This window comes from Streptomyces sp. LHD-70, from assembly GCF_031157275.1.
GTDB lineage: Bacteria > Actinomycetota > Actinomycetes > Streptomycetales > Streptomycetaceae > Streptomyces.
Map to the genome: position 1 here is coordinate 423,229 of NZ_JAVIFW010000005.1, position 26,736 is coordinate 449,964.

Annotated in this window: 25 protein-coding genes; 12 read left to right on the plus strand and 13 right to left on the minus strand. The window is 72.3% G+C overall.

All coding sequences use genetic code 11. The annotated features are described in order from the left end of the window. Nucleotides 1-42 precede the first annotated feature (42 nt). Together RCO28_RS12800 and RCO28_RS12805 are read right to left on the minus strand one after the other, a co-directional pair. Entirely contained in the window at nucleotides 43-1,902 is a 1,860-nt protein-coding gene (locus RCO28_RS12800) for an AAA family ATPase (RefSeq protein ID WP_308941174.1), read from the minus strand. Between the two features lie 470 nt (nucleotides 1,903-2,372). Further along, nucleotides 2,373-3,023 carry a hypothetical protein gene (locus tag RCO28_RS12805; protein WP_308941175.1) on the minus strand — a complete coding sequence of 217 codons (651 nt, stop codon included), beginning with the start codon at nucleotides 3,021-3,023 and terminating at the stop codon, nucleotides 2,373-2,375. A 218-nt stretch (nucleotides 3,024-3,241) separates the two neighbouring features. Here RCO28_RS12805 and RCO28_RS12810 point away from each other — a divergent pair, with 218 nt between their 5' ends. Continuing rightward, nucleotides 3,242-4,681 (plus strand): peptidase C39 family protein, encoded by a 1,440-nt coding sequence (locus RCO28_RS12810; RefSeq protein ID WP_308941176.1) that lies wholly within the window; start codon nucleotides 3,242-3,244, stop codon nucleotides 4,679-4,681. A 54-nt stretch (nucleotides 4,682-4,735) separates the two neighbouring features. On the opposite strand, the gene RCO28_RS12815 is transcribed toward RCO28_RS12810, so the two are convergent. Next, a complete protein-coding gene (locus RCO28_RS12815) occupies nucleotides 4,736-5,101 on the minus strand; it encodes a hypothetical protein (RefSeq protein ID WP_308941177.1) in 366 nt (121 codons plus the stop codon). Nucleotides 5,102-5,247: 146 nt separating this feature from the next. Then, the gene (locus tag RCO28_RS12820; protein WP_308941178.1) at nucleotides 5,248-5,829 is read right to left on the minus strand and encodes a YcxB family protein; all 582 of its coding nucleotides are present in this window, start codon (nucleotides 5,827-5,829) and stop codon (nucleotides 5,248-5,250) included. A 146-nt stretch (nucleotides 5,830-5,975) separates the two neighbouring features. Between RCO28_RS12820 and RCO28_RS12825 the strand changes: the two genes are divergently transcribed. After that, the gene (locus RCO28_RS12825) at nucleotides 5,976-6,128 is read left to right on the plus strand and encodes an SCO1431 family membrane protein (protein ID WP_308941179.1); all 153 of its coding nucleotides are present in this window, start codon (nucleotides 5,976-5,978) and stop codon (nucleotides 6,126-6,128) included. Between the two features lie 145 nt (nucleotides 6,129-6,273). On the opposite strand, the gene RCO28_RS12830 is transcribed toward RCO28_RS12825, so the two are convergent. Beyond that, a complete protein-coding gene (locus RCO28_RS12830) occupies nucleotides 6,274-7,524 on the minus strand; it encodes a glycoside hydrolase family 18 protein (protein ID WP_308941180.1) in 1,251 nt (416 codons plus the stop codon). Between the two features lie 431 nt (nucleotides 7,525-7,955). Here RCO28_RS12830 and RCO28_RS12835 point away from each other — a divergent pair, with 431 nt between their 5' ends. Further along, complete coding sequence (locus tag RCO28_RS12835; protein WP_308941181.1) at nucleotides 7,956-9,131, plus strand: acyl-CoA dehydrogenase family protein; 1,176 nt, start codon at nucleotides 7,956-7,958, stop codon at nucleotides 9,129-9,131. A gap of 141 nt (nucleotides 9,132-9,272) precedes the next feature. On the opposite strand, the gene RCO28_RS12840 is transcribed toward RCO28_RS12835, so the two are convergent. Further along, nucleotides 9,273-9,620 (minus strand): hypothetical protein, encoded by a 348-nt coding sequence (locus tag RCO28_RS12840; protein WP_308941182.1) that lies wholly within the window; start codon nucleotides 9,618-9,620, stop codon nucleotides 9,273-9,275. 213 nt (nucleotides 9,621-9,833) lie between these two features. Between RCO28_RS12840 and RCO28_RS12845 the strand changes: the two genes are divergently transcribed. Next, nucleotides 9,834-10,955 (plus strand): hypothetical protein, encoded by a 1,122-nt coding sequence (locus RCO28_RS12845; RefSeq protein WP_308941183.1) that lies wholly within the window; start codon nucleotides 9,834-9,836, stop codon nucleotides 10,953-10,955. 73 nt (nucleotides 10,956-11,028) lie between these two features. Then, the gene (locus RCO28_RS12850) at nucleotides 11,029-12,123 is read left to right on the plus strand and encodes a phosphotransferase family protein (RefSeq protein ID WP_308941184.1); all 1,095 of its coding nucleotides are present in this window, start codon (nucleotides 11,029-11,031) and stop codon (nucleotides 12,121-12,123) included. A 28-nt stretch (nucleotides 12,124-12,151) separates the two neighbouring features. Here RCO28_RS12850 and RCO28_RS12855 read toward each other — a convergent pair whose 3' ends face one another. Next, nucleotides 12,152-12,589 carry a hypothetical protein gene (locus tag RCO28_RS12855; RefSeq protein WP_308941185.1) on the minus strand — a complete coding sequence of 146 codons (438 nt, stop codon included), beginning with the start codon at nucleotides 12,587-12,589 and terminating at the stop codon, nucleotides 12,152-12,154. Between the two features lie 385 nt (nucleotides 12,590-12,974). On the opposite strand from RCO28_RS12855, the gene RCO28_RS12860 reads away from it, so the two are divergent. From RCO28_RS12860 to fxsA, 4 genes are all read left to right on the plus strand, one after another. Next, nucleotides 12,975-13,415, plus strand: a complete 441-nt coding sequence (locus RCO28_RS12860) for an Lrp/AsnC family transcriptional regulator (protein WP_282512828.1) — start codon at nucleotides 12,975-12,977, stop codon at nucleotides 13,413-13,415. Nucleotides 13,416-13,524: 109 nt separating this feature from the next. Then, nucleotides 13,525-15,180, plus strand: coding sequence for an amidohydrolase (locus RCO28_RS12865; protein WP_308941186.1), 1,656 nt, complete (start codon nucleotides 13,525-13,527; stop codon nucleotides 15,178-15,180). A 506-nt stretch (nucleotides 15,181-15,686) separates the two neighbouring features. Continuing rightward, a complete protein-coding gene (locus RCO28_RS12870) occupies nucleotides 15,687-16,460 on the plus strand; it encodes a polyprenol monophosphomannose synthase (protein ID WP_308941187.1) in 774 nt (257 codons plus the stop codon). Nucleotides 16,461-16,545: 85 nt separating this feature from the next. Beyond that, on the plus strand, nucleotides 16,546-17,139 hold the full coding sequence (fxsA, locus tag RCO28_RS12875; RefSeq protein ID WP_308941188.1) for an FxsA family membrane protein: 594 nt from the start codon (nucleotides 16,546-16,548) through the stop codon (nucleotides 17,137-17,139). A 176-nt stretch (nucleotides 17,140-17,315) separates the two neighbouring features. On the opposite strand, the gene RCO28_RS12880 is transcribed toward fxsA, so the two are convergent. The 4 genes from RCO28_RS12880 to RCO28_RS12895 all read right to left on the minus strand — a co-directional run bounded on the left by RCO28_RS12880 (nucleotide 17,316) and on the right by RCO28_RS12895 (nucleotide 20,795). Further along, nucleotides 17,316-17,690: an RNA polymerase-binding protein RbpA gene (locus RCO28_RS12880; protein WP_161698311.1), complete on the minus strand. Its 375-nt coding sequence runs from the start codon at nucleotides 17,688-17,690 to the stop codon at nucleotides 17,316-17,318. Nucleotides 17,691-17,945: 255 nt separating this feature from the next. Beyond that, nucleotides 17,946-19,298 (minus strand): MFS transporter, encoded by a 1,353-nt coding sequence (locus RCO28_RS12885; RefSeq protein ID WP_308941189.1) that lies wholly within the window; start codon nucleotides 19,296-19,298, stop codon nucleotides 17,946-17,948. A 55-nt stretch (nucleotides 19,299-19,353) separates the two neighbouring features. Then, the gene (locus tag RCO28_RS12890; protein WP_308941190.1) at nucleotides 19,354-20,130 is read right to left on the minus strand and encodes a glycerophosphodiester phosphodiesterase; all 777 of its coding nucleotides are present in this window, start codon (nucleotides 20,128-20,130) and stop codon (nucleotides 19,354-19,356) included. Continuing rightward, nucleotides 20,127-20,795 (minus strand): hypothetical protein, encoded by a 669-nt coding sequence (locus RCO28_RS12895; RefSeq protein ID WP_308941191.1) that lies wholly within the window; start codon nucleotides 20,793-20,795, stop codon nucleotides 20,127-20,129. Before RCO28_RS12895 ends, RCO28_RS12890 begins: the two co-directional genes overlap by 4 nt. 122 nt (nucleotides 20,796-20,917) lie before the next feature. On the opposite strand from RCO28_RS12895, the gene RCO28_RS12900 reads away from it, so the two are divergent. Beyond that, complete coding sequence (locus tag RCO28_RS12900) at nucleotides 20,918-22,414, plus strand: PLP-dependent aminotransferase family protein (protein WP_308941192.1); 1,497 nt, start codon at nucleotides 20,918-20,920, stop codon at nucleotides 22,412-22,414. Nucleotides 22,415-22,588: 174 nt separating this feature from the next. Here the strand turns inward: RCO28_RS12900 and RCO28_RS12905 are convergent, their stop codons facing one another. Next, nucleotides 22,589-24,136 (minus strand): hypothetical protein, encoded by a 1,548-nt coding sequence (locus RCO28_RS12905; protein WP_308941193.1) that lies wholly within the window; start codon nucleotides 24,134-24,136, stop codon nucleotides 22,589-22,591. A gap of 37 nt (nucleotides 24,137-24,173) precedes the next feature. Continuing rightward, nucleotides 24,174-24,368, minus strand: a complete 195-nt coding sequence (locus tag RCO28_RS12910; RefSeq protein ID WP_266598445.1) for a hypothetical protein — start codon at nucleotides 24,366-24,368, stop codon at nucleotides 24,174-24,176. 244 nt (nucleotides 24,369-24,612) lie between these two features. On the opposite strand from RCO28_RS12910, the gene RCO28_RS12915 reads away from it, so the two are divergent. Together RCO28_RS12915 and RCO28_RS12920 are read left to right on the plus strand one after the other, a co-directional pair. Next, nucleotides 24,613-25,005 carry an ankyrin repeat domain-containing protein gene (locus RCO28_RS12915; RefSeq protein WP_308941194.1) on the plus strand — a complete coding sequence of 131 codons (393 nt, stop codon included), beginning with the start codon at nucleotides 24,613-24,615 and terminating at the stop codon, nucleotides 25,003-25,005. A gap of 262 nt (nucleotides 25,006-25,267) precedes the next feature. After that, nucleotides 25,268-26,689, plus strand: a complete 1,422-nt coding sequence (locus RCO28_RS12920; RefSeq protein ID WP_308941195.1) for a HEAT repeat domain-containing protein — start codon at nucleotides 25,268-25,270, stop codon at nucleotides 26,687-26,689. The last annotated feature ends 47 nt before the right edge of the window (nucleotides 26,690-26,736 follow it).

Sequence of the window (26,736 nt, forward strand, 5' to 3'; positions counted from 1 at the left end):
GCGTTTGAGGAGCCGGGGTCCGGGGGCGGAGCCCCCAGGGGCTCAGCGAGGCGACGGCCCCGGTGGCCGCCCGGCCAGGACCTCCCCGTACGCCTGCATCAGGTCCGGCAACCGCAGCGTCGCGAGATCGTCGCGCGAGGGGGCCGCGGGGTACCCCGAGAGCCGGAGATCCCGGTACGCGCAGGACTTCTCGTACAGCGTCCGCAGGAACCGGCCGTTGCCCAGCTCGTCGATCCAGCCCTGATCCACCACGTGCCCGCTGATCGACTTCAGCTCCTCGACCGACTCCTCGTCCCACACGTCCCCGTTCTCCGCGGCCAACACCTCACCGATCGCGGTGAGTTCGAGCGGGCGGTACGAAGGGAAGTCGACGCGGGTCGTGAAGCGGGAGGAGAGGCCGGGGTTGGTGGCGAGGAGGCGGTCCATGCCCTCGGGGTAGCCCGCGAGGATCACCACGAGGTGGTCGCGGTTGTCCTCGGCCCGCTTGAGCAGCACCTGCAGCGCCTCGTCGCCGTACGCATCGCCCTTGCTGTAGCCGGAGTTGGACAGGGCGTACGCCTCGTCGAGGAAGAGGACGCCGCCGAGGGCCGAGTCGATCAGCTCGTTGGCCTTGACGGCGGTCTGGCCCAGATATTCGCCGACGAGATCCGCGCGCTGGGCCTCCACCAGGTGGTCGCCGCCGAGCAGCCCGAGCGCGTAGAAGACCCGGCCGAGGATGCGGGCCACGGTCGTCTTGCCGGTGCCTGAGGGGCCGGAGAAGACGAAGTGGCGTTTCGGCGGCTGCACGGGCAGTCCCTGACCGGCGCGCAGGCGGGCCATCCGCAGCTGCGCGGAGAGCGCCTTGACCTGCCGCTTCACGGGGTCGAGCCCGACCATCCGCTCCAGCTCGGCCAGCGCCTCCTGGAGCAGTACGGGATCGGCGGGTCCGGTGGGCAACTGCGGTGCGGGGACGGGGAGTACGGCCTTCTCGCGGACCGAGGCGGGTGGGGGCGCCACCGAGCTGTCGGGCTCCGGGCCGATCTTCACGTCGAGCCCCTCGGCCCCGTAGTCGAGCGCCTCCGGCACGTCCGCCAGGTCCTGGCCCGGCCCGGCGAACGGCACGGCGGGCAGGTCGCTGCCGTCGTCCCCGCCGTCGAAGCCGTCGTACTCGGCGATCGCCGCGAGCCGCGCCGAGGTGTCCATGAACGAGGCGTCGACGCGGTGCACGGCCCGGTACAGGGGGAGCGCGGCGGCGCTGCGGCCGGTGCCCTCGTGCGCGCGGGCGAGCCAGTAGCGCAGCTCCTTGCGCTGGGGCTGTTCGCTGCGGCAGTGCATCAGGGCGGCCGAGAGCAGCGGTTCGGCCTGCCCGTACATCTCCAGACGGACCCGCCCCATCCCGCCGAAGAGACCCGCCTCGATGCCGAGCACCGGGTCGTCGGTGAGCGGGTCGGTGTGGCGTACGAGCTGCTCCCAGTCCTTGACGAGATAGGCGCGGCAGGCGTGCAGGAAGCGGACCTGGGGGTCGGCGTCGATCGGCGGGAGGCCGGCGATGGCGCGGTCGAGCTCGGGGACGTGACGGCCGTCGAGCCAGTGCGAGGCGTGCGCGAGGAGCAGGTCGCGGCCGGACTCGAGCACCGGCTGAACCCACCAGCCAAGCCAGTACCAGGAGTTGAGGGTGCGGCGGTGGCGGGTGCGCTGCTCGCCGAAGCGGTCGCGGTGCCGGTGCATGTGCAGGAGCGCCGTCGTCGTGTCGATGCGCAGGGCGTGCAGGCCGAGCCAGCCGTCGGCCATGCCGGGGTCGAGGCGGACGGCCGCCCGGAACTCCTCCTCGGCCTGCGGATAGGCCCCCATGGTGTAGGCGTCCACGCCGCGCAGCCAGGCCAGGTCGGCCGGGGCCGACGCGCCCTGCGTGCCGAAGTCCATTCCGTACCCCACAACCCCCCGCAACAAGTGCCCTGTGGCGAGCTCCGCCGGGCCGGAACCGCGGCCGCCGGAGCGCCGAACCTGCGTGCCGCAGACGGAAGTGACCGATGCTGACTGCCGCCGCACATGGGGTGGCACCGAGCGCCGTCCGCAAGGTCGCACCGCTGAGCATCGTACCTGCGCAGGAGCCTTCGACCGAAGGGTGCGGCAGCACTCTGCGGCCCGAAGGGGCCCCGGGGCAGGGGCACTTGAAGGCGACGCGCACGCGGTGACCGAGGGTGATCGCTCTGCGTCGAGCTGGGGCCGCGAAAGGGGACAAAGGGCAGAACGAAGCCCCCGATCACGGGGGAACAACCGGGGGCTTCGCGTCTGCGGGGCGGTCCGAAGAACCGCACATTGAGAACGTAAGTCCTGTACGGCCTTTGGGTCAAGCAGAGTTGGCGTACTCGCGGAAGGGGTTTTCCGGGGGCTCAGCGGACCGCCGAGGGCCCGTCACGGTCCGTGATGGCTTGGGGTGACGGGCGTGTTGTCCGGTGTCCCGGCAGCACCACGTACCCCTCCGATCCCTGCCGTACCAGGGTGTCCGCGCAGGGCCGCGTGGGGTCTTCGGCGAAATGCCGATGCTCGGCCTGCTCCCACCCGTCCCAGAACTCCCGCTGGGCCGAACCGTCCCGGCCGCGCCCGCGCGCCCACGCCTCGCCGTGCGTCAGGTCCATCCAGCACAGCCACGCCAGCCACGGCCTGAGCTCCCGCCGCCCGGCACCGACACCCTCGATGAGGACCACGGGCGCGGCCGGCAGGCGCATCTCCGCGTCGAACCGGCGCGTGTTCCAGTCGTACGCCGGGACGCGCGCCGTGCGCCCGTCGGAGAGCGGGTCGAGCACCTGGCGCCGGAACCGGTCGGTCCAGTCGAAGAGTTCGGTGTGGCTCCGGACGTCGTCGAGGGCGAGCACGGGTGCCCCGCCGAGCGCCGCGGCGAGCCGGCCCGCGAAGGTCGACTTGCCGGAGCCGGCGTGCCCGTCGACGCCGACGAGGCGGACCGGCCCGCAGGACGGCGGCAGGGCGCGCACGGTGCGGGCGAGGCGGGTGAGGCCGTCGATCGCCTCGGGGCTGTGGTTCATCGCCTCAAGGCTACGGCGCCCCGAAACGGCAGCCGCGGGCCGTTCCAGTGGTCCACGCCAATATTGGCCCGGGCGCGCGCTCCGAAGTGCTGGCACGGGCCGTCGTCTGCGGAGATAGTGGGCGTCGTTGTCATGTTTCCGCCGTCTCCCCTTACGCCGCCGGCCGCAGGCCGTCCGGAGGCAGGCACGACGCGCGACTCGACTGGGGGCCCCACACCATGACCGACTCTTCCGGCTCATCCCGATCCACCACCCGCAGGTCCGTGCTCGCCGCCGCGGTGGCCGTCGCGGCGGGCGGAGCGGTAGCCGCGACGGCGGCCGCCTCCGACCCGGGCGCCTCCGGCTCGGCCGCCTCCGGCTCGGGCGCCTCCGGCCGACCCGCCGCCCGCCCGCGCGCGAAGGCCCCGTCCCGCAGCGTCGACAACCGCTTCTGGTCCTCGTACGCCGACTGGAGCGCAGGCACCCACAACGGCACGCGCGCCGTCGACGCCGCCCGCCCCGGCATCGAGATCGGCACCCCCGCGGGCACCGTCAACTACGCCGACCCGCACACCGGCAGGACGGCGACCTGGGAGTACGCGGTCTGGACGAGCCCCGAGCACGCGCTCTCCGTGCCCGCCACCGAGGCCATCGCCTCGTGGAACGCCCGTACACCGTCCGGGACTTGGCTGCAGATCCAGCTGCGCGCGCAGTACAGCGACGGCAAGCGCAGCCCGTGGTACGTGATGGGCCGCTGGACCTCCGGCGACGACCGCGAGGGCGACACCGGCACGATCCGGCGCACCTCCGTCGACGGCCAGAAGGACGGCAAGACCTCGGTCTGGACGGACACGCTCGCCGTGGACGACCCGTCCAAGAGCCTGCGCGTCGTCTCGTACCAACTGCGCCTGACCCTCTACCGCAAGCCGGGCGGCACGGCCACGCCGCGCGTGTGGCGGCTCGGCGCGATGGGCTCGGCCGTCCCGGACCGCTTCACGGTGCCCGCGTCCGAGCCGGGCCTCGCCAAGGAGCTGAAGGTCCCGCGCTACTCGCAGAACACCCACATCGGCCAGTACCCGGAGTACGACAACGGCGGCGAGGCCTGGTGCAGCCCGACCTCCTCGCAGATGATCCTGGAGTTCTGGGGCCGCAGGCCCACCGCCGATCAACTGGCCTGGGTGAACCCGGACTTCGCCGACCCGCAGGTCTGCCACGCGGCCCGCTTCACGTACGACTACCAGTACGAGGGCTGCGGCAACTGGCCGTTCAACGCCGCCTACGCCGCGACGTACGACGACATGCAGGCCGTCGTCACCCGCCTCGGCTCGCTCACGGACCTGGAGAAGCTGATCGAGGCGGGCATCCCGGCCATCACGTCGCAGTCGTTCCTGGAGAAGGAACTGACCGGCGCGGGCTACGGCACGGCCGGCCACCTGATGACGGTGATCGGCTTCACGAAGGACGGCGACGTGATCGCCAACGACCCGGCCTCGGACGACAACGAGGCGGTCCGCCGCGTCTACAAGCGCCGCGAGTGGGAGAACATCTGGCTCCGCACCAAGCGCTACAACGCCGACGGCAAGGTCGTCTCCGGCACCGGAGGCGTCTGCTACCTGTACTTCCCGCAGGACATCTCCGCCGCTCAGAGGCGTGCACTCGCCGCTGTCGGAGTCGAGTGACGAGCGGCTCTGTGCCCCTCCCGCGCTCCGGGAGGGGCACCGGCTCCCTCGGGATCAACCCATCTGCGCCTTGACGTGGTCGAGTACCTCGGTGAACTCCTTCGTCGGCGAGAAGTCGATGTACTCGCAGTCCTCAAGGGCCTCCGGGGCGTGGCCGGGTCCCCAGTAGAACGCCTGCCCCGCCTCGTAGATCTCGTCACCGTGCTTCGTCCGCATCTTCAGGCGCCCCTTGAAGAGATATCCCCAGTGGGGGCACTGGCACAGATCGTCGGGCAGCCCCTTGACGGCGGGTGCCAAGTCCGCGCCCTTGGGGAGCGTCACGAACGCGACGGTCATGTCACCCCCGACCTCCTGGGTGCGCAGCTCCACACCGTCGCCTTCGATCGTGACGGGAGCGTCGTTCCGCGTCGTCGTCGCCATGACTCCTCCGCTTCCGGTCCCAGCCGGACCTGGAATTCCTCGCCCTTCCAGCCTGATCCCGATGGCCGAGCCGTGCGACATGTGAGGGCGCTCGGCTGTGGGGCGCCCTCACATACGTCTGCGTACGGGCTGGTCAGAGGTGCTGGTCAGACGCGCTGGGAGTGCCGGTCCAAGAGGGCGCGCAGCCGGTCCACGTCCTCGGGCGAGCGCACGCCGCGCTTGGGGAGGACGTCCAGGCACATGATGTTCGGGTCCCGGCTGAGCAGGACGAAGTGGTCGGCGGTCTCGCGGTAGCCGCGCAGCATGGACCACTTCTGCGTCAGGGTGCTGTAGTCCGTGCTGCAGCTGAGCCCCTGGGCCGAGACGGTCGTCCGGTATTCGCCCTGCCAGCCGACCAGGCGCTGCACATAGGCGGCCTGGATTCGGGGGTAGCCCCACAGGATCAGCGTGAACAGTGCGAAGACGAAGATCGAGACCAGGTCGGCCCCGCTGCGCAGCGTCGTCAGCACCCCGTGCCCGACCCACACAACGAGGAACAGGCTCCGCCCCACGAGCGCCGCCTTCTTGATCCGCTCCCGTACCTTGAGCCCGACCAAGGTGTCCGCCTGCCTCGGCCGATACGTCAGCTGCACCGCCGCGGGCCCGCCGTCCGCCACGGCGACGCCCTCGGGTCTGTCGGAATCCGCGGTGCCGTCACCGCTGCGGCCCCCGGCCACGTTCCCTCCCATGTCCCCTCCCCGGGTATGAAGATCAGCGCAGCTTAACGGAGGGGGCAGGCGTGACGTACGTCCTAACGGAGCGGCGGCTTCCGCTGGCACCCTGGCCCGACCAGTGGGGGGACGCCACTGCCGGACCATTCGTGAGCGAGACAGCCATGACCGCGACTGCCACCACCGTCGAAGACGCCCGCGCCCGGATCCGCACCGGGGGCCCCAAGGACGACGGCCCCAAGATCCTCGAGCACGCACTGGGCTGGACCCTGGTGGTCGTGCTCGCCATGTTCGTCACGCAGGCCGGGCTGCTCTAGGGTCCGCCCCCCCCGGAGGAGCCCTGGGCACACACCGGCGGGGCGAAGAGCGCCAGGCCCTCCGCCCCGCCGACTCCCGCCGCGGGCCGGTTGCCGTCCAGGGCCACCCGCGGCGCAGAACTCGGTCGCTGTTCGCCGGCGACGGCTAGTTGAGTGCCTTGATCAGCTCACCGTCGGCCGTGTCGCCGCTCAGCTCCCAGAAGAACGTGCCGCCGAGGCCTTCCTTGTTCTTGTAGGCCATCTTTCCGGCGAGCGTCTCCGGGGTGTCGTAGCTCCACCAGTTGTTGCCGCAGTGGGCGTACGCGGTGCCGCCGACCGTTCCGTTGGCCGGGCACTTCGTCTTCAGCTCCTTGTAGTCGTCGATGCCCTGCTCGTACTTTCCTGCCGCCGGGCCCGTGGCCGTTCCGCCCGGCTCCTTCTGCGTGACGCCGGTCCAGCCGCGACCGTAGAAGCCGACCCCGAGCAGCAGCTTCTCCGACGGGATGCCGAGCCCCTTGAGCTTCGCGATCGTCGCCTCGGAGTTCCAGGTGTCCTTGGGGATGCCGTCGTACTTGCTCAGCGGCGAGTGCGGGGCCGTCGGGCCCTTGGCGTCCCAGGCACCGAAGAAGTCGTACGTCATCGGGTTGTACCAGTCGACGTACTGCGCGGCGCCCGCGTAGTCGGCCGCGTCGATCTTGCCGCCGTCCGCGGCATCCGCCGGGATCGCGGCGGTCACGAGCTGGTCCTTGAACTTGCCGCGCATCGCGGCCATCAGGTTCTTGTACGCCTCGCGCCCGCTGGTGTCGCAGGTCAGGCCGCAGGCGTTGGGGTACTCCCAGTCGATGTCGATGCCGTCGAAGACACCGGCCCACTTGGAGTTGTTGACCAGGTCGTAGCAGGACTGGGCGAACGCCTCGGGGTTCTTCGCCGCCTCGGTGAAGCCGCCGGACCAGGTCCAGCCGCCGAAGGACCAGAGCACCTTCAGGTTCGGGTGCTTGGCCTTGAGCTTGAGGAGCTGGTTGAAGTTGCCGCGCAGCGGCTGGTCCCAGGTGTCGGCCTTGCCGTCCACGGACTGGTCGGCCGTGTACGCCTTGTCCGTCGCGGCGTAGGCGTCGCCCATCGTGCACTTGCCGCCCTGGACGTTGCCGAACGAGTAGTTGATGTGCGTGAGCTTGGCCGCCGAGCCGGACGTGTCGATGTTCTTGACGTGGTAATTGCGGTCGTACACGCCCCATTCGGTGAAGTAGCCGACGACCTTCGAGCCGGCCGCGGCCTTCCTGCCGGCGGCGTCCTCGGCGGGGGTCGGGGCGGCGCCCGCGGCGCCCGCTCCGACGAGCAGGCCGCCGCCGAGTACGGCACAACAGGCCGAGGCGAGCAGCACCCGGGCACGGGTGCGGAGGCGGTGCGGTCTGAGCATGGTGTCTCCTCGTGGGGGAGGGAGGAACTGCTGTTGACCTTGCCCTCGGCGCGGGCCCCCGGGGACGGGACGCGGCGGCCGAGATTGACATGAACGCGGTGAGGCGCTCGCCGGAACAGTAGAAGGACTAGACCAGTGGGGTCAATGGTTCGGACCAATCTGCGCACGGGGGTGAAGGGTGGTTTCCGGCCCTCGGCGGGGTCCGGTCCTGGCCTGCTTGTGGGGGTCGGCCACATATTCACGAGAGAAGTGAAGTGAACGGTCGTGAACCTGGTGACGTGCGGCCCTTCGTCGTGCATACTCGCTCCAACGGCCCTTGGTGAGCCTCGTTTCGAGACCCGAATCGCCGCCCGTGGCCGGGTAGTCAGAACTCCGGCGGCTCCCCACCCGATGCGACCGCCCCAGCGCCCGACAGGGAGGAGAGCGACGACATGTCGGACCGTGCGCCGCACCAGCAGGTGGAGCGTCAGTTGCCCACGGAGGAGGCCCGCGACCTCCTCGCGCTCGTCCGCGAGATCGCCCAGCGTGAGATCGCCCCGGCCGCCGCCGAGGACGAGGACGCCGGGCGGTTCCCGCGCGAGGTCTTCACCCTGCTCTCCGAATCCGGCCTCCTCGGCCTGCCGTACGACTCGGAGTTCGGTGGCGGCGACCAGCCGTACGAGGTCTATCTCCAGGTCCTCGAAGAGCTCGCCGCCGCCCGGCTCACCGTCGGCCTCGGGGTCAGCGTGCACACGCTCGCCGCCCACGCCCTCGCGGGGTACGGCACGAAGGAGCAGCAGGCCGAGCACCTCCCCGCGATGCTCGGCGGCGGACTCCTCGGGGCGTACTGCCTCTCCGAACCGGCCTCCGGCTCCGACGCCGCCTCGCTGCGCACCAAAGCCGTGCGGGACGGGGGCGGCTGGGTGATCGACGGCGGCAAGGCCTGGATCACCCACGGCGGCATCGCCGACTTCTACACGGTCATGGCCCGCTCCGGCGGCGAGGGCGCCAAGGGGATCACCGCCTATCTGGTCCCGGGCGACGCCGAGGGGCTGACCGCCGCCGCGCCCGAGCGGAAGATGGGCCTCAAGGGCTCACCCACCGCCCAGCTCCACTTCGACGGCGTGCGGATCCCCGACACCCGCCGGATCGGGGAGGAGGGCCAGGGCTTCGCGATCGCCCTCTCCGCCCTCGACTCCGGCCGCCTCGGCATCGCGGCCTGCGCGATCGGCGTGGCCCAGGCCGCCCTGGACGAGGCCGCGGCGTACGCCCGGGACCGCCGCCAGTTCGGCCGCCCCATCGCCGACTTCCAGGGCCTGCGCTTCATGCTGGCCGACATGGGGACGCAGATCGAGGCCGGCCGCGCCCTCTATCTCTCGGCCGCCCGGCTGCGGGACGCCGGCCTGCCGTTCTCCCGGCAGGCCGCCATGGCCAAGCTGTTCTGCACGGACGCCGCGATGCGCGTCACCACAGACGCGGTCCAGGTCCTCGGGGGGTACGGCTACACGCTGGACTTCCCCGTCGAGCGCCTCATGCGCGAGGCCAAGGTCCTGCAGATCGTCGAGGGCACCAACCAGATCCAACGCGTCGTGATCGCCCGGCACTTGATAGGCCCGGAGTCGCAGTAGCCCCTGGCCCAGACGTCACCACTGCCCGTCACCACTGCTCGACGCCACCACCGCCGACCGACGTCACCACCGCCCGACGCCGACGCCGTAGAGAGCCACCACCTCTCGACGGCGCCGCCCGCCCGACCCGACCGATACAGCTCAGTCCTCCAGTCGCGCCGGTAGCGCCGCCCTGGCCTCCCCGCCGCGGTACGCCTCCTGGCCGCTCGGGGACTGCTGCATCGGATGCGCGCTGAACGGAGTCGTCGAGCCGAACTGCCCCGTGCGCACCGTCGGCGCCGCAAGCCGCGCCCACTCCGGATCCCGGCGCCCCGGCAGCGTCTTGCCCTCGCCCGCCCAGGCCCACATCATCGCCCGGTAGATCGGCGGGTCCGACGGCCGCAGGCCCGGCTGGTCAGCAGCCTGCGGCGCCTGCTGAACCGATTCTCCAGGAGCGGGGACGTAGAGGGTGCGTCGGCGCCGGCCGATCGTCTCATGCAAGGCGGTCATGACCGGCCAACGTCACATATGCCCCAAGGGTCACCGCCCCGGGGATTCGGGCGTCAGTTCAGGCCGTGACCCTGGCCCGACCGGCCAACCCCGCACCCGGTCCGCGGCACGACTCTGGCCCCACGCCGCACATCTGACGTACCGTCATCTGCGCCGCCGGGGGCCGCACCCCTCCGTGCGACGCCCATCGCTGTGCGTCCAGGGAGGCGAGCCATGGCCGACGACCGTCCCGTCCCGCTCGACGAGTACCCCGTCCACCAGGTCCCGCTGTCGATGAAGCACGTCGCCACCGGCGACCGCAACGCCTACGACCGCTGTATCTTCCACGTCTTCGACCACGAAGGCCGGGCTCTGCTCATCCTCGGCCTCGGCGTGTACCCCAACACCGGGGTGATCGACGCCTACGCCACCCTGCGCATCGGTGACACCCTGCATGCCGTACGCGCCTCGGACGCGCTCGGCGACGACCGCATGAACCAGCTCGCCGTCGGCCCCCTCAGCCTCACCGTCGACCGCCCGCTCCAGCGCATCCGCCTGCGCTGCACGGCCGACGGGCCGGACTCCCTCGCGTACGACATCGAGTGGAACGCTGAGTTCCCGGCCGTCTGGGAACCCCACCACACCCAGCGGCGCGGCGACCGGCTCACCCTGGAGGGCCGTCGCTTCGTGCAGGCCGGACGGCCGAGCGGCACCATCCGGGTCGGCGGTGAGGAGATCACGGTCACGCCGGGGGAGTGGACGGCGACCCGGGACCGCAGCTGGGGCGTCCGTCCGATCCCCGGCGAGGACGGCGGACGCGGCGCCGAGGAGCACCGGACGGAGGGCTTCCACTGGCTCTGGGCGCCGGCGGTCTTCGACGACCGGTTCATGATGGTGATCGTCCAGGAGGACGCCGACGGCCACCGCTCCCTCAACGAGGCACTGCTCGTACGCAACGGGCAGCGGGACGTCCAACTCGGCTGGCCGCACGCCGACATCACGTACCGCCCCGGCACCCGCCACCCCGAACACGCCGTGATCCACCTGACCGACCCGGCCCGCAAACCCCTCGAACTCGGCGTGCGGGTCCTGGCCTCGTCGCCGCTCGCGATCGGCGCCGGATACCCGCCCGCCGACGACTGGCAGCACGGCACCTGGCGCGGCCGCGCCTGGACCGACCGCCGCAGCTACGACCTGTCCGACCCGTCCGCCCACCCGCTCGCCGCGTACGGAGTGACCGACCACGCCGCGCGCTTCACCCTCGACGGGCGGATCGGCCACGGGATCTTCGAGCACGGCAGCTTCGGCCGCCACGACCCCAGCGGCTTCACCGGCTTCGACTCGGTGGCCTCGTGAATTTGATGTCTCAGTGTGTCATCACTTTTCTCGCCTGCCCGCCAACAGGCCCACAAGCTGAGGGAGTTCGACGATGGCCATGGCGCCCCGGCCCCGCACCACCACCCGCGACCCGGAGGAGCTCACCCGCCGCCTCACCGCCTGGCTGGACACCCGTCTGCCCGGCGCGAGGGCCACCGGAGTCTCCGTACCGGAGTCCAACGGCATGTCGAGCGAGACCCTCCTCTTCGACCTCGACCACCCCGAACCACCCCTGCGCGGCTGCGCGTTGCGCCTCGCCGCCGACCCGGACGCGTACACGATCTTCCCGGTGTACGACATGAAGCGGCAGTACGACACCATGCGCCTGGTCGCCGAGCACACCGGGATCCCCGTGCCGCGCGTGCTGTGGCTGGAGGAGGACCCCGGGCCGCTCGGCGCGCCCTTCTTCGTGATGGAGCGGAAAGAGGGGCGCGTCCCGCCCGACGTCATGCCTTACACGTACGAGGGCAACTGGCTGCATTCCGCGAGCGACGCCGAGCGGGCCGACCTGGAGGACGCCACCCTGCGGATCATCGCGCGGCTGCACGACCGCTTCCCCGTCGAGCACGCCCGCCACCTGGAACTGCCGGGCGACGGCAGCCCGCTGCAGCGGCACGTCGAGGCCCAACGGGCCTACTACGCCTGGGTGGTGGACGGCCGGCTGCGCTCACCACTGATCGAGCGCGCCTTCGACCGGCTCGTCGAGCTGTGGCCCGACGACCCGGGCGCACCCGTCCTCAACTGGGGCGACGCCCGCATCGGCAACATCATCTACGACGGGTTCACCCCGGCGGCCGTGCTCGACTGGGAGATGGCCGCGCTCGCCCCGCGCGAGGTCGACCTCGGCTGGACGGTCTACCTGCACCGCTTCTTCCAGGACCTGACCGTGTCCTTCGGCCAGCCGGGACTGCCGGACTTGCTGCGTCGCGAGCGCATCGAGTCCCGCTACGCCGAGCTCACCGGCCACACCCCGCGCGCCATGGACTTCTACACGCTGTACGCGGCCCTGCGGCACGCCGTCGTCATGCTGCGCGTGGCGTACCGGCAGGTCCACTTCGGAGAGGCGGCCGTGCCCGACGACCCGGACCGGCTGATCCTGCACCACGACAGCCTCGCGGCCATGGTGCAGGGCAGCTACTGGAGTTGAGCGGGCGTCGGACGGGCGACCGCGTCGCTCAGGCGGCGCGGTGCAGCTGCGGCACCTTGAGGGGCCGCGAGCCGGGGCCGCCGACGTGGGAGAAGGGCTGCGTGCGCCAGTCGAGTCCCTGAGGGAGCGTCAACAGCAGCGCTGTGTCCTGCTCCTGGGCCTCCTCGCTCTCGTCGGCGGGGCGGGCACCGGCGGCAGAGCGGCCGGTTCCGGAGCAGACCTGCAGCCCGAACGGGTTCCAGGGAGTGGGGCACTTGGCGTGCTCGGGCAGGACGTCCTCGTCCGCCAGGAGCGCGATGGGCTGAGCGCAGTCCGGGCAGATCACCCGGTACATCTCGAACGTGTCGTACGCGTCGAACGAGTCGTCGGCTCCGGCGGCGCCGGGTTCGACGCCCTCCGATACGGGCTCGACGACCGGCTGCTGCCGGTTCCGGGCGGTGCGGCCAGGGCGCTTCACACTCTGCATGGGACTCTCCCCCTCGGGTGGGCCGGCCGGGCGCTGTGGCCTCGGCCACAGCAAGCATTGCCCGTCTCGCCGTGCGGGTAATCGCGTCCACTGTGCGGACCCGGCCCATAAACCTGTGGTCTTCGTCACATGCCCGCCGCAGGTGCGGATGTCCGGGGTGTGGATACCGGTGTCCGCTGAGTGGTCCGCGCGACGGATCGGCGCTCGACGAAGCCCTTGATCTCTGTCTCCCGGTCAGACGCCGCTGGGCGAGGGGCAGTTGCGCACCACGGGCACCCTTCCGGTCCCGCGCGCGCTCCGCGCCCTTCGGGCCCTTCCCCGCGCCGACCATCCGCCCAGCGGACGCCGGGTGTCCCAGGGGATCACCGCCCTGTAGGTTCAGGGCATGGAGGAGCTCGACCGTCAGATCGTGCAGCTGCTCGTCAAGGACGGGCGGATGAGCTACACCGACCTCGGCAAGGCCACGGGCCTGTCCACGTCGGCGGTGCACCAACGCGTGCGCCGGCTCGAACAGCGCGGAGTCATCCGCGGGTACGCGGCCGTCGTCGACCCGGAGGAGGTCGGCCTGCCCTTGACGGCGTTCATCTCGGTCAAGCCGTTCGACCCCAGCGCCCCCGACGACATCGCCGAACGCCTCGCCGGCGTCCCGGAGATCGAGGCCTGCCACAGCGTCGCGGGCGACGAGAACTACATCCTGAAGGTCCGCGTCGCCACCCCGCTCGAGCTGGAGGACCTGCTCAGCCGCGTCCGCTCCCTCGCCGGGGTGTCCACCCGTACGACCGTGGTCCTCTCCACGCCGTACGAGGCGCGGCCGCCCAGGATCTGAACGGCGGCCGCCCACCGACCGGACCATCCGGCCGTACGCGGCGGCCCGGCACGAGCCCGGCACGCACCCCCGGCGCTCACCACCCTCGCGTAGGCGCGAGACTGGACCCATGAGTGAGCGCACCACCCCCTCCACGGCCGCCGACGACGACGGCCACCGCACCGTCCTGCTGCGCGGCGGTGACATCCACAGCCCCGCCGACCCCTTCGCCACCGCGATGGTCGTCGAACGCGGCCACATCGCCTGGGTCGGCTCCGAAGGCGCCGCCGACGCCTTCGCGAGCGGTGTCCAGGAAGTCGTCGACCTCGAAGGCGCCCTGGTCACCCCGGCGTTCACCGACGCCCACGTGCACACCACCGCGACCGGCCTCGCGCTGACCGGACTCGACCTCTCCGGAGCCAGCGGACTCGACGAGGCCCTCACCCTCGTCCGCACCCACGCCGCCGCCCACCCCGACGACCCGGTCCTGCTCGGCCACGGCTGGGACGCGGCGCGCTGGTCCGAGCGCCGCCCGCCGTCCCGCGCCGAGCTCGACGAAGCCACCGGCGGACGCCCGCTGTACCTCTCCCGGATCGACGTCCACTCCGCCGTCGTCACCACCGCACTCCTCGACCTCGTCCCCGGCGTCACCGAACGCCCCGGGTACGAGCCCGACGCCCCGCTCACCCAGGACGCCCACCACGCCGTACGCGCCGCCGCCCAGGCCGCGATCGGCGAGGAGCAGCGCACCGCCGCCCAGCGCGCCGCCCGGCGGCACGCCGCGTCCCTCGGCATCGGCAGCCTGCACGAGTGCGCGGGCCCCACCATCTCCTCCGAGAGCGACCTCATCGGGCTCCTCGGCCTCGCCGCCGCCGAACCCGGCCCGCGGGTCTTCGGCTACTGGGCCGAGCAGGTCGCCTCGCCCGCCGACGCCGACCGGATCCGCGCACTCGGCGCGATCGGCGCGGCCGGCGACCTCTTCGTCGACGGCGCCCTCGGCTCGCACACCGCCTGCCTGCACGAGCCGTACGCCGACGCCCCGCACACCGGCGCCGCCTACCTCGACGCGGCCGCGGTCGCCGCCCACGTCACCGCGTGCACCGAGGCGGGAATCCAGGCAGGCTTCCACGCCATCGGCGACGCCGCCCTCACCGCCGTCGTCGACGGCATGCGCGCCGCCGCCGAGAAGGTCGGCGTGGAACGAGTGCGCGCCGCCCGGCACCGCGTCGAGCACGCCGAGATGCTCACCCCCGAAACCGTCGCCGCCTTCGCCGAGTTCGGCCTCACCGCCTCCGTACAGCCCGGCTTCGACGCGCTCTGGGGCGGCGAGGACGGCATGTACGCGGACCGCCTCGGCGCCGACCGGGCCCGCACCCTCAACCCGTATGCGGCGCTGCTGCGTTCGGGCGTGCCGCTCGCCTTCGGCTCCGACGCGCCCGTCACCCCGCTCGACCCGTGGGGCACGGTGCGCGCCGCCGCCTTCCACCGGACCCTCGAGCACCGGGTCTCCGTACGCGCCGCCTTCACCGCCCACACGCGCGGCGGTTGGCGTGCCATGGGCCGGGACGACGCGGGCGTGCTCGTGCCCGGCGCGCCCGCGGACTACGCGGTGTGGCGCGCCGACGACCTGGTGGTCCAGGCCCCCGACGACCGCGTCGCCCGCTGGTCCACCGACCCCCGCTCCGGCACGCCGGGACTGCCCGATCTGAGCCCCGGAGCCGAACTCCCGCTCTGCCTGCGGACGGTGGTCGGCGGGCGGACCGTGTTCGTACGGCCGGGCGGGTGATGTCCAGGAGCGGCACAGCGCCGCACAGGGCCCTCGGGGCGGTCGCGCGACCTGCGTATCCTCCGCACTGAACAGGGGACTTGGCCGAACGGTGCAGGTCAGACGGCTATTGACAGACGACGGACCGAGGCGGGTAGGTTCGGCCGGGTCCACCAAAGGACGTTCGACCGGGAAACCTCCGCGCAGTCGTCGACGCCGCTGGGCCATGGGGTGGTGTGCCGCACCGGAACACCACCACTGGGAGCCAGGTCCAGCGCCCGCGCCTCGGGGACGCAGGCAGGTCCCGTCCGGTCGGCAGGTGTGACCCGGGTGGGGCCCGGTCGCTCAGTAGACAACGGCTTTCGGTCGATCCGCAGCCAGCGGGTCCCAGGTCGGCCCGAAGGGCGCCGGGCCCCGATCCGCAGCCGCCGCGGCGGCTCTCCGCCGACACCCGCCCCCTGTGCCTACGGCCGAGTACGGCCCGCCCACTATGGTGGAGCATCTGCGTACGGACTTAAGGGGCAGCAGTGAAGGACGGCGGTCAGCGGCAGTACGGCCCGCTCGGCACAGCGTTGGTGATCATTCCGACGTTCAACGAGGCCGAGAACATCAAGCCGATCGTGAGCCGGGTGCGAGCCGCTGTGCCCGAGGCCCATGTGCTCGTCGCCGACGACAACAGCCCCGACGGCACCGGCAAGTTCGCCGACGAGCTCTCCGCCGAGGACGACCGGGTCCACGTCCTGCACCGCAAGGGCAAGGAAGGCCTCGGCGCCGCGTATCTCGCCGGCTTTCGCTGGGGCATCGAGAACGGCTACGGCGTACTGATCGAGATGGACGCCGACGGCTCGCACAAGCCGGAGGAGCTGCCCCGCCTGCTCACCGCGCTCAAGGGCGCCGACCTGGTGCTCGGCTCGCGCTGGGTGCCGGGCGGACGCATCGTCAACTGGCCCAAGTCACGCGAGATCATCTCCCGCGGCGGCAGCCTCTACTCGCGGCTCCTCCTGGACGTGCCGCTGCGCGATGTCACCGGCGGCTACCGGGCCTTCCGCAAGGAGACCCTGGAGGGCCTCGGGCTCGACGAGGTCGCCTCGCAGGGCTACTGCTTCCAGATCGACCTGGCCCGCCGCGCCCTCAAGGCCGGCTACCACGTCATCGAGGTGCCCATCACCTTCGTGGAGCGCGAGTACGGCGACTCCAAGATGAGCCGGGACATCGCCCTGGAGGCGCTGTGGCGGGTCGCCGCGTGGGGCGTGGAGGAGCGGGCGAACAAGATCGGCAGGCTGCTCGGCCGGAAGTCCTGAAGCCAGGCATCGGAGACATCAGGGGGCGCCGAATTGGGCGCCCCCACTTATGTGCCCCGCACATCGCATTCGGCACACTGGGAGTATGACGACCGGCACTCCGTCTCCGCCCCTCCGTCCGGCCCCGCGATCCAAGCTGCGCAGGTACGTGCCCCTCGGGATCGCCGCGTGGATGGTGCTCGAGATCTGGCTCCTCACCCAGGTGGCATCCGCCTGGGGCGGGCTGACCGTGTTCCTGCTGCTCCTGGCCGGGCTCGTGCTCGGCGGCCTGGTGATCAAGCGCGCGGGCCGCCGTGCCTTCAAGGGCTGGTCCGAACAGCTCCAGCAGGTGCAGCGCGGCGAGATGCCGGAGCGCAACCCTCGCGCGGGCGGCAACGCCCTGACGATGGTCGCCGGTCTGCTCCTGATGATGCCGGGCGTGGTGTCGGACGGGGTGGGCCTGGTGCTCCTGCTGCCGCCGGTGCGCAGCGTCCTGACCAAGCGCGTCGAGCGCAGCATGGAGAGCCGGATGAGCAAGGCCGGCCCGGGCACGTTCGAGAACGCCTTCCAGCAGGCCCGTATCCACCGCCCCGACGGCAAGGTCGTCCAGGGCGAGGTCATCCGCGACGACGCACCCTCGGCGCCCTCCGCTCCCGACGAGGCGCGCGACCAGGGCCCCCGCCCGCCGCTGACCGGCTGAGCCGAGCCCCGGTACCCGTACGGACGACGGCCCGGAGGGGTGCGGAGTGACCGCATCCCTCCGGGCCGTCGGCTGTCGCGCGCCCGGCGCCGGGTACGTCAAAGAGCGGTGGGCGCGGGCACATCGCTGTGCTCGCGCCCACCGCTCTTTGCGGTAGTCGCTTTACGTACGCGGAGTTACGCGGACTTGCGGCTGTCGCGCGGATGCACCGCGATGTTCATGGCGCCGGAGCGCAGGACGGCCAGGCGCTCGGCCAGGACCTCCTCCAGCTCCTCGCGCGTGCGGCGCTCCATGAGCATGTCCCAGTGCGTTCGCGCGGGCTTGCCCTTCTTCTCCTCGGGACCGTCGCCGTCCACCAGGAGTGCTTGGGCCCCACAGACCTTGCACTCCCACTCGGGCGGGATCTCCGCCTCCACCGAGAACGGCATCTCAAAGCGATGGCCGTTGTCGCATGCGTACTCCACGGCCTGGCGCGGGGCCAGGTCGATGCCGCGGTCGGTCTCGTAGCTGGTCACCACGAGGCGCGTGCCGCGAAGAGCTCGCTCACTCATGAATCGTGCCTCCCGGGCTTGTCGCCCACAGGACAGGTGTCGCTGTCGTCGTCATCCGGTCAACGTCCGGTCGGCGGTAAAGATTCCCGTTCAGGGTCATGCGTCGCCGTCGTAGCCGCCCCTTGTTGTACCCACCAGCGCCCGGTTTGTCACATCTGCAAGGAGATGTCACCCAGCGTTGTTCCTTCTTTACCGCGCAGGAACGGTCCGTCTGGCAGGCCAAAGGCGTACACTACCGGCCTTTGGCCTCCGGGGCTAAATCCGGTCCGGTACCGGGTTCCCCGCGGCCGCCACTGCGCGCCGCACCGGCACGCGCGCGAGCAGCACGAAGCCGAGCGCGAAGAAGGCCACGAGCGAGATGATCGCGTCCCGGTAGCTGCCCGTGAGCTGGTAGGTCAGACCGAAGACCAGCGGCCCGAGCCAGCTCATCCCGCGGTCGCTCATCTCGTACGCGGAGAAGTACTCGGCCTCCTTGCCGCGCGGCACCAGGTGCGAGAAGAGCGAGCGGGAGAGGGCCTGGGTGCCGCCGAGGACCAGGCCGATGCCGGCGGCCAGCACGAAGAACCAGACCGGCGCCCCGGCGGGCAGGAAGTACCCGGCGCCGATCGTCACCGTCCAGGCCACGAGCGAGCCGAGGATGGTCCGCTTGGCGCCGTAGACCCGGGCGAGGCGGCCCATGCCGAGGGCGCCGGCGACGGCGAGCAGCTGGACCAGGAGGACGGCCACGATCAGCGTCGTCTGGTCCAGGCCCAGCTCCTTGGAGCCGTAGATCGAGGCCTGCGAGATCACCGTCTGCACGCCGTCGTTGTAGACGAGGTACGCGAGCAGGAAGCCGAGGGTGAGCGGGTGGCGGCGCATGTCGCGCAGCGTCGACATCAACTGGCGCCAGCCGCCGAGCCCTTCGGCCGTACCCGCATCCGCGGTCCTGCGGTCGCGCAGCCGGCGCAGCGGGACGAGCGTGAACGCGCCCCACCAGAGCCCCGCCGAGGCGAGGCAGATCCGCACCGCCGCCCCCTCCGTCAGGCCGAAGGAGTCGTGCGCGCTGTAGAGGACCAGGTTGAGGATCAGGACGAGGGCGCCCGAGGCGTAGCCGAAGGCCCAGCCGCGTGAGGAGACCGCGTCGCGTTCGCCGGGCTCGGCGATCTGCGGCAGGTAGGCGTTGTAGAGCGCCATGGAGACGGCGAGCGAGGCGTTCGCGACGACCAGGAGCAGGCCGCCGAGCAGATAGCGGTCGCCGTCGAGGAAGAACATCCCGGCCGTCGCCGCCGCCCCCAGGTAGGCGGAGACCGCGAGGAGCGGCTTCTTGCGGCCGGTGCGGTCCGCCGCCGCGCCCGCGAGCGGCATCACGAGCACGGCCACGATGATCGACAGGGAGACCGAGTACGCGAAGAACGAGCCGGCCCTGACCGGGATGCCGAGCGGGTGCACGAACCCGTCCGCGTCCGCCGCCGACTCGGCGACCGAGGTCAGATACGGGCCGAGGAACACGGTCAGGACGCTCGTCGAGTAGACCGAGCAGGCCCAGTCGTAGAAGTACCAGCCGCGCTGCTCGCGCCGCCGTTCCGCGTCGTCGCCGGTGTCCTTCGGCCGCACGGTGTCCGCGCCCACCCCAGTCCCCTCGCCGTCCCCGTAGACCGTCGAGCGCCGCGGGTCCCCCGGCCTGTCACTCCCAGGCGCCGCGCTCCTTCAGGACCTCGACCAGCGTCCCGAGATGATCGGTCATGATGCCATCGACCCCGAGGTCCAGGAGCGCCGCCATCCGTTCCCGGTCGTTGACGGTCCACACGTGCACCTGGAGTCCGAGCGCGTGCGCGGTCCGTACGAAGCGGTGGTCCACCACGCGTACGCCGGACTGCGCCTCCGGCACCTGCGCGCACACCGCCGAGCGGCGCAGCGCGGCCCGGATCCCGTACGAGCGCAGGCGCAGGGCCGCCACGCCGCGGGTGCCGAGGGAGGTGGCGAGGCGCGGTCCCGCGACGCGCTGGGCGCGGGCCACGCGGGACTCGGAGAACGAGCCGACGCAGACGCGGTCCCAGGCGCCGGTGCGGCGGATCAGGTCGACCAGGGGGAGGAGCGCGGGCTCCGCCTTGATGTCGACGTTCCAGCGGGCCTCGGGGAACTCCTCGAGCAGGTCCTCGAAGAGGGGTACCGGTTCGGTGCCCGCCACGCGCGCGTGCTGTACGTCCGCCCACTTGTAGGTGCTTATTCGGCCGCCGCTGTCGGTGACCCGGTCCAGGGTCGCGTCGTGGAAGGCGACGAGTTTGCCGTCGGCCGTCGCGTGGACGTCGGTCTCCAGATAGCGGTAGCCGGAGTCGACGGCGCGGCGGAAGGCGGCCGCGGTGTTCTCCAGGCCGTCCGCCGTACCGCCGCGGTGGGCGAAGGCGATCGGGGCCGGGGCGTCGAGGTAGGGGTGCCGGGGGCGCTGGGGGGCGGTGCTCACCGTCGCAGTATCGCGCCCTTGGGTTGCGCGCCGGCGACCACTGTGCTGCCGCCGTCCCCCGCGGGGATGGCGAAGACGCGCAGGAACAGCTGGGCGAGGGGGCCGATGCCGAGGGCGTACAGGACGGTGCCGATGCCGACCGTGCCGCCGAGCAGGAAGCCGACGGCCACCACGGCGACTTCGACCGCGGTCCGCATCAGCCGGATCGAGCGGCCCGTGACCTGGTTCAGGCCGGTCATCAGGCCGTCGCGCGGCCCTGGCCCGAAGCGTGCCGTGATGTAGAGCCCGGTGGCCGCGCCGTTCAGGATGATGCCGCCGACGAGGAGCGGGATGCGTACGGCCAGGGCGTGCGCGTCCGGGACCAGGGCAAGGGTGCCGTCCATGGCGAGGCCGACCACGAACACATTGGAGACCGTGCCGAGGCCGGGGCGCTGCCGGAGTGGGATCCACATCAGGAGCACGGCGGCGCCCACGAAGATCGAGACGACGCCGATGGTCAGCCCGGTCAGCTCGGCCAGGCCCTGATGGAGGACGTTCCAGGGTTCGAGCCCGAGGCCGGCGCGCACGAGCAGCGCGGAGCTCGCGCCGTACAGCGCGAGCCCGACGTACAACTGCACGATGCGGCGCGGCAGTTGGCGACCGCGTGCGCTCCGGGGCGTGGACAAGGTGTGCTCCCTGGGAGGTCTGAAAGTGGACGGGTGTGGTGCCAGTTGCCTGACCCATGACACTCTGTGGCCTGTCAGGCAGAGCCAACCATGGCCAATTCGGGGAAGGTGGACTGGTCGCGATGGCGCAGTGGACTTCGGCGGTGGGCTCCGGGCAGCTGGCCCGGCTGATCGCCTCCCAGCAGGACCGCCCGTCGGGCACGGGCCGCAGGCCGGCCGCCTACCGCGCGCTCGCCGACGGCATCCGGCTGCTCGTCCTGGAGGGCCGCGTTCCGGTCGCCGCCCGGCTGCCCGCCGAGCGCGAGCTGGCCCTCGCCCTGAACGTCAGCCGCACCACCGTGGCCGCCGCCTACGAGGCGCTGCGCAGCGAGGGCTTCCTGGAGTCGCGCCGGGGCGCCGGCAGCTGGACCGCCGTACCGGCCGGTAATCCGCTGCCCGCGCGCGGGCTCGAACCGCTGCCGCCCGAGGCGCTCGGTTCCGTGATCGACCTGGGCTGCGCCGCCCTGCCCGCCCCCGAGCCGTGGCTGACCCGCGCGGTGCAGGGCGCCCTGGAGGAACTGCCGCCGTACGCGCACACCCACGGCGACTACCCGGCCGGGCTGCCCGCCCTTCGCCAGATGATCGCCGACCGGTACACCGCGCGCGGCATCCCGACCATGCCCGAGCAGATCATGGTCACCACCGGCGCGATGGGCGCGATCGACGCGATCTGCCATCTGTTCGCCGGCCGCGGCGAGCGCATCGCCGTCGAGTCCCCGTCGTACGCGAACATCCTGCAGCTGATGCGGGAGGCGGGCGCGCGGCTCGTGCCCGTCGCCATGGCCGAGGGGCTGAGCGGCTGGGACATGGACCGCTGGCGGCAGGTCCTGCGCGACTCCGCGCCCCGGCTCGCGTACGTCGTCGCCGACTTCCACAACCCCACCGGCGCGCTGCCCGACGACACGCAGCGGCGCTCGCTGGTCGAGGCGGCCCGCTCGGCGGGCACGGTGCTCGTCGCCGACGAGACGATGTCCGAGCTCTGGCTCGACGAGGGCCTCGAACTCCCGCGCCCCGTCTGCTCCTTCGACCCGGGCGGCGCCACCGTCATCACCGTCGGCTCGGCCAGCAAGGCGTTCTGGGCGGGCATGCGGATCGGCTGGGTGCGGGCCGCCCCCGACGTCATCCGCAGCCTGGTCTCGGCCCGCGCGTACGCCGACCTCGGCACCCCCGTCCTGGAGCAGCTCGCCGTCAACTGGCTGATGAGCACGGGCGGTTGGCAGGAGGCGGTGGGCATCCGGCGCGAGCAGGCCCGGGAGAACCGGGACGCCCTGGTCGGCGCCGTCCGCCGCGAGCTGCCCGACTGGGAGTTCGAGGTGCCGAGCGGCGGGCTCACGCTGTGGGTCAAGGCGGGCGGCCTCTCCGGCTCGCGCCTGGCCGAGCTTGGCGAACGGGTCGGCGTCCGGGTTCCCTCGGGGCCGCGCTTCGGTGTCGACGGCGCGTTCGAGGGGTACGTACGGCTGCCGTTCACCGTCGGCGGAGCCGTGGCCGACGAAGCCGCGGCACGCCTGGCGGCCGCGGCCCGTCTGGTGGCCTCGGGAGCGGGCACGGGGGCGGAGGCGCCGCGGACGTTTGTGGCGTGAGGGTGCCTGTGCGGGTCGCGGGCTTGTGCGGCTGGATCACGTGCCCCGATAGGGGCGCGGGGCTGTGACATGTGCGGCTCCGCCGCGGGGCGCGACCAGCCACGACGGCGCGGCAGCCGAAAGACGGCCGTGAAGAGGGGTTCGAGGGCGCAGCCCCTGGAAGAGGGGAGGGGGTTACCCCTCAGCCACCACCACCGGCTCCGGCTCGTTCGCCGTCGAGCGCTCAGGCAGCAGTTCCAGTACTGCCCTGCGATGCGCCTCGCTCGTCGCGTCGTCGTACGGGTCCGGCGTGGCCGGGACCTGGAGGCGGTGCACCGGGCCCGAGCCGAGGCGGGCGTAGCCGCGGCCCGGCGGGACGTCGGGGGTGGGTGTGGTGCCCGGCTCGGCGCCGAGCACCTCGGTCAGCTGCGCGGGCGTCGCCGGGCCGAGCGCGACACGGGCGCGGGTGTGCTGCCACACCGGGTCGATGAGGGCGTCCAGGCTGTCGAACTGCTCGGCCACGACGACCGTGACGGCCGCCGCGCGCCCGTGCCGCAGCGGCACCTGGAGGAGCGTCTGCGGGTCGCCGACCCCGTCCGCCGCGGCGAGGTGGCCGAGCGCGCCGGGCCGGTCGAGGAGGATCCACAGCGGGCGCTTGCTGTCCTCGGGCGTGGGGTGGCCGGCCTGCCGGGCGCGGTTGGCGGCGATCAGCCGGCGCTCGGTCTCGTTCGCGGCCCACTCCAGCGTGGCGAGCGCCCCGGCGAGGCCGCACTCCACGGCGAGCACGCCGTCCCGGCCGACCAGGCACGCGTACTCGCCGGTGCCGCTGCCCTCCACGATCACCACGTCGCCGTGGAGCAGCGCCTGCACGGCGATCGAGCGGAGCAGGGAGGTGGTGCCGCTGCCGGGCTGGCCGACGGCGAGCAGGTGCGGCTCGGTGGAGCGGATGCCGGTGCGCCACACCACGGGCGGCACGTCGCGCTGTCCGTCGGCCGCGTCCGTCACGGGCAGCGTGCGCTGGACGGAGGTGCCGTCGGTGAAGCCGAGGACGGTTTCGCCGGGCGAGGTGACGAAGCGCTGCGCGGCGACGTCGGTGGGCAGCGGGTCGAGGACGGTCAGGGTGAGCTGGTTGCCCTCCTCGTCCCAGCCGAAGTGGTACTCGCGCCCGCGGCCGGACTTGGCGTGCAGCAGGTGCTCGATCCGGGCGCGGGCGTCGGCCTCGCCGTCGGTGAAGTAGGCCGGGTAGCGCAGGACGAGCCGGTTGATCCGGTTGTCGTCGTCGAAGTCGTACGAGCCGAAGGCCTTCTCCCACTCGCCGCCGTGGGCGTACAGCGGGCTCGGGTCCTCGGCCACGGAGAAGTACGGGACGAGCGCCTCGTACAGCGAGCGCAGCCGTTCGACCTGGGCCTCGTCGGGGCCGGTCCGGACGGGGGTGCGGTCGCGGCCCTGCCACGCGGCGGTCGCCATCAGCGTGATCAGGGCGAGCAGCGGCCCGTACGGGATGAGGGCCACCACGAGGATCACCGAGGCCACGAGGAACAGCAGCGGTCCGCGGCGGTCCTTGGGGGTCTCGGTCCATTTGCGCCGCCCGGCTGCAGCGAGGCGGCGCAGTCCCCTAGTGATCGTGATCAGGGGGTGGAGGACGTCGGTGGCGCTGTCGGCGGCCGTCCTGGCGAGCTCTCTGCTCCGAGCGAGGGAAGCTGTGCCGCTGGTGAGGATGCGGGGGAGTGGTCGCCTGGCCACGTCGGTCTCCTGGAGTTGTCGCGCGGGTCGGTGAGGGTCAGAACTTGATCCCGCCGAGCAGGCTGGCCAGGCTCTGGCCGCCGGCCTTGATGCTCGGGGCGATGGCGGTGCCCGCGAGGTAGAAGCCGAACAGGGCGCAGACCAGGGCGTGGGACGCCTTGAGTCCGTCCTTGCGGAAGAACAGGAAGACGATGATGCCGAGCAGCACGACGCCTGAGATGGACAGGATCATGACGGTTTCTCCTGGTTGATGGGGACAGTCACCATGAGTTGTTCCAGGCTCACAGGATGTATCCATACGACAAAAGGTGCAAGCGAGTGAAATCTCGCAAAATTCGCCGATTTGGCCCCCAGTTCGGGGCCGTCCGGCCGCCCGCGCTCATGTACCGACAGGGGCAGTACGCTGGCGATTCACTCGTACGGCCCACTCACTGGCCCGCACGCCGGCCCACTCACTGCGAAAGGCGGTCCTGCCGATGACTGAAGCCCCCGATCCGGAGGTCGTGGAGCTCGCCACGAAGATCTTCGATCTGGCGCGGCAGGGCGAGACGGAGGCGCTCGCCGCCTACGTCGACGCCGGCGTCCCGGTGAACCTCACCAACGACCGCGGCGACTCCCTCGTGATGCTCGCCGCCTACCACGGGCACGCCGACGCCGTGCGCGCCCTCCTCGCCCGCGGCGCCGACGCCGGCCGGGTCAACGACCGCGGCCAGACCCCGCTCGCCGGGGCGGTCTTCAAGGGCGAGAACGACGTGATCAAGGCCCTCCTCGAAGGCGGCGCCGACCCGGTCGCCGGGACCCCGTCCGCCGTGGACACGGCGCGGATGTTCGGCAAGACGGAACTGCTGGAGCTGTTCGACGCGCAGTGACCCGGGGCGGTCCGCGAGCAGCCGGAAATCTGGTCGCGGCCGCCGAAGCCGCTGGTCCATCATGACGTCGTGGTTCACGGACACGACTGCTGGGCAGACGCTGCAGCACGCGGGCCGTGACGGCCCGTTCCGGGCCACGACGAGAGGCAGAGGAAAATGGTCTACGACAAGCACAGGACGACGGGCGGCCACACGTGTTGTTGCGCCGGCAGGTAATGCACGATCCCCTGTTGCGTCGACAGCTTGATGTGAGGCTTTTTCCATGTTCGACACGGTCATAGCGCCCAGTGGCACTCTGCTCGGCCTGCTTCAGCGGGGCCGCGGCGACGGCACGCTGCACGCGCTCACCGCACCCCGCACCGAGGCCATCGAGGCCCTCGACCAGTGCGTCTTGAGCGACCCCCGGCACGACTGGCAGGTCGAGAACCGCTCCCTCTACTACGCCCGCCTCTACCTCGACCTGCACGGCGAGCTGGACGGCATCGAGCGGCACCTCTTCTGCGCTGCGGACGTCCTCGACACCGACGAGAGCCGCACGGGCCTCGCCCTCGCGGTCCTCGGCCACCTCGCCTCGTACGGCAGGCGGGACGCGCTGCTGCTCCTGCGGCGGTACGCGGCCTCCGGCGGCAACTGGACCTGGGCCCTGGACGAGCTGGCCGTGCGCGATGACGACGACGCGCTGCGCGCCCTCGCCGAGCCGGTGCTCGCCCGCTTCCCCCGCACCCCGGAGGGCGGCGCCGAACTCGCCGCCGCCGTGCGCGACGCCTTCGAGCCCCGGCCGTGGCGCCTGTGGACCGAGGCCGGCGTGCGCGCCGACCTCGCCGAACGGGTGCGTGCCGCCCGCGAACAGGGCTCCTTCGACCAGTGGCAGCGGCAGCTCGACTCCGCAGGCCCACGGCCCGGCTGGAGCGTAGGGGCCGTCTTCGACTGGGCCGACGAGGCCATCGGCCGCGGCGCCGGACTGCACGTGTCCGCCGCCCGCTGCCTCACCGCCGTCGCCGGACCCGAGGACCGGGACGAGATCCGGCTCGCCGCCCGGGCAGGCAGCGACGGCGCCCGCAGTACTTCCCTGCGCTATCTCGCCGACGCCCAGGACCCCTGCGTACTCGACCTGATCGCCGCCGCCGTGGGCGACGGCTCGCGGACCGTCGTGGAAGCCGCCGTCGACGCCTTCGAGCGGATGCGCGGGGACGACGCCCTGCGGCAGGCCCGCGCCTGGGCCGGCAGGGCCGACGAGCTCGGCGCCGCCGCGGGCCGCGTGCTCGCCTGCAGAGGCGGCGCAAAGGACGCCCCGCTCGTGCTCGTCGCGCTCCGCGAGGCCGTGCGCTCCGAGGGGCCCGACGCCTGCACGCTCTGGACCCTCGTCGACGGCGCCGGACGGCTCGGCATCGGCTGCGCCGCGCCCGTCCTTCGCCATGTCTACCGCGAGACCGCCTCCTCCCATCTGCGCGGCCGCGCCGCCCGCGCCCTCGCCGCCACCGACCCCTCGTTCGCCGCCGGGTTCGCCGTCGAGTGCCTCTGGGACTGCGAGGAGTCCACCCGCGAGGTCGCCGCCCGCACCGCCGAGACCGGGGACTCCCGCGTCGTCGACCAGCTCCGCAGACTCGCCGCCGATCCGGCCGAGGAGGACGAGGTCCAGACGGCCGTACGCAGCCGGATCGGGCCCGACGCCTCCGCCGTCTAACCGGAGTTCAGGGACCGGACCACCGGGCGACGACTGCCGGGCCCTGC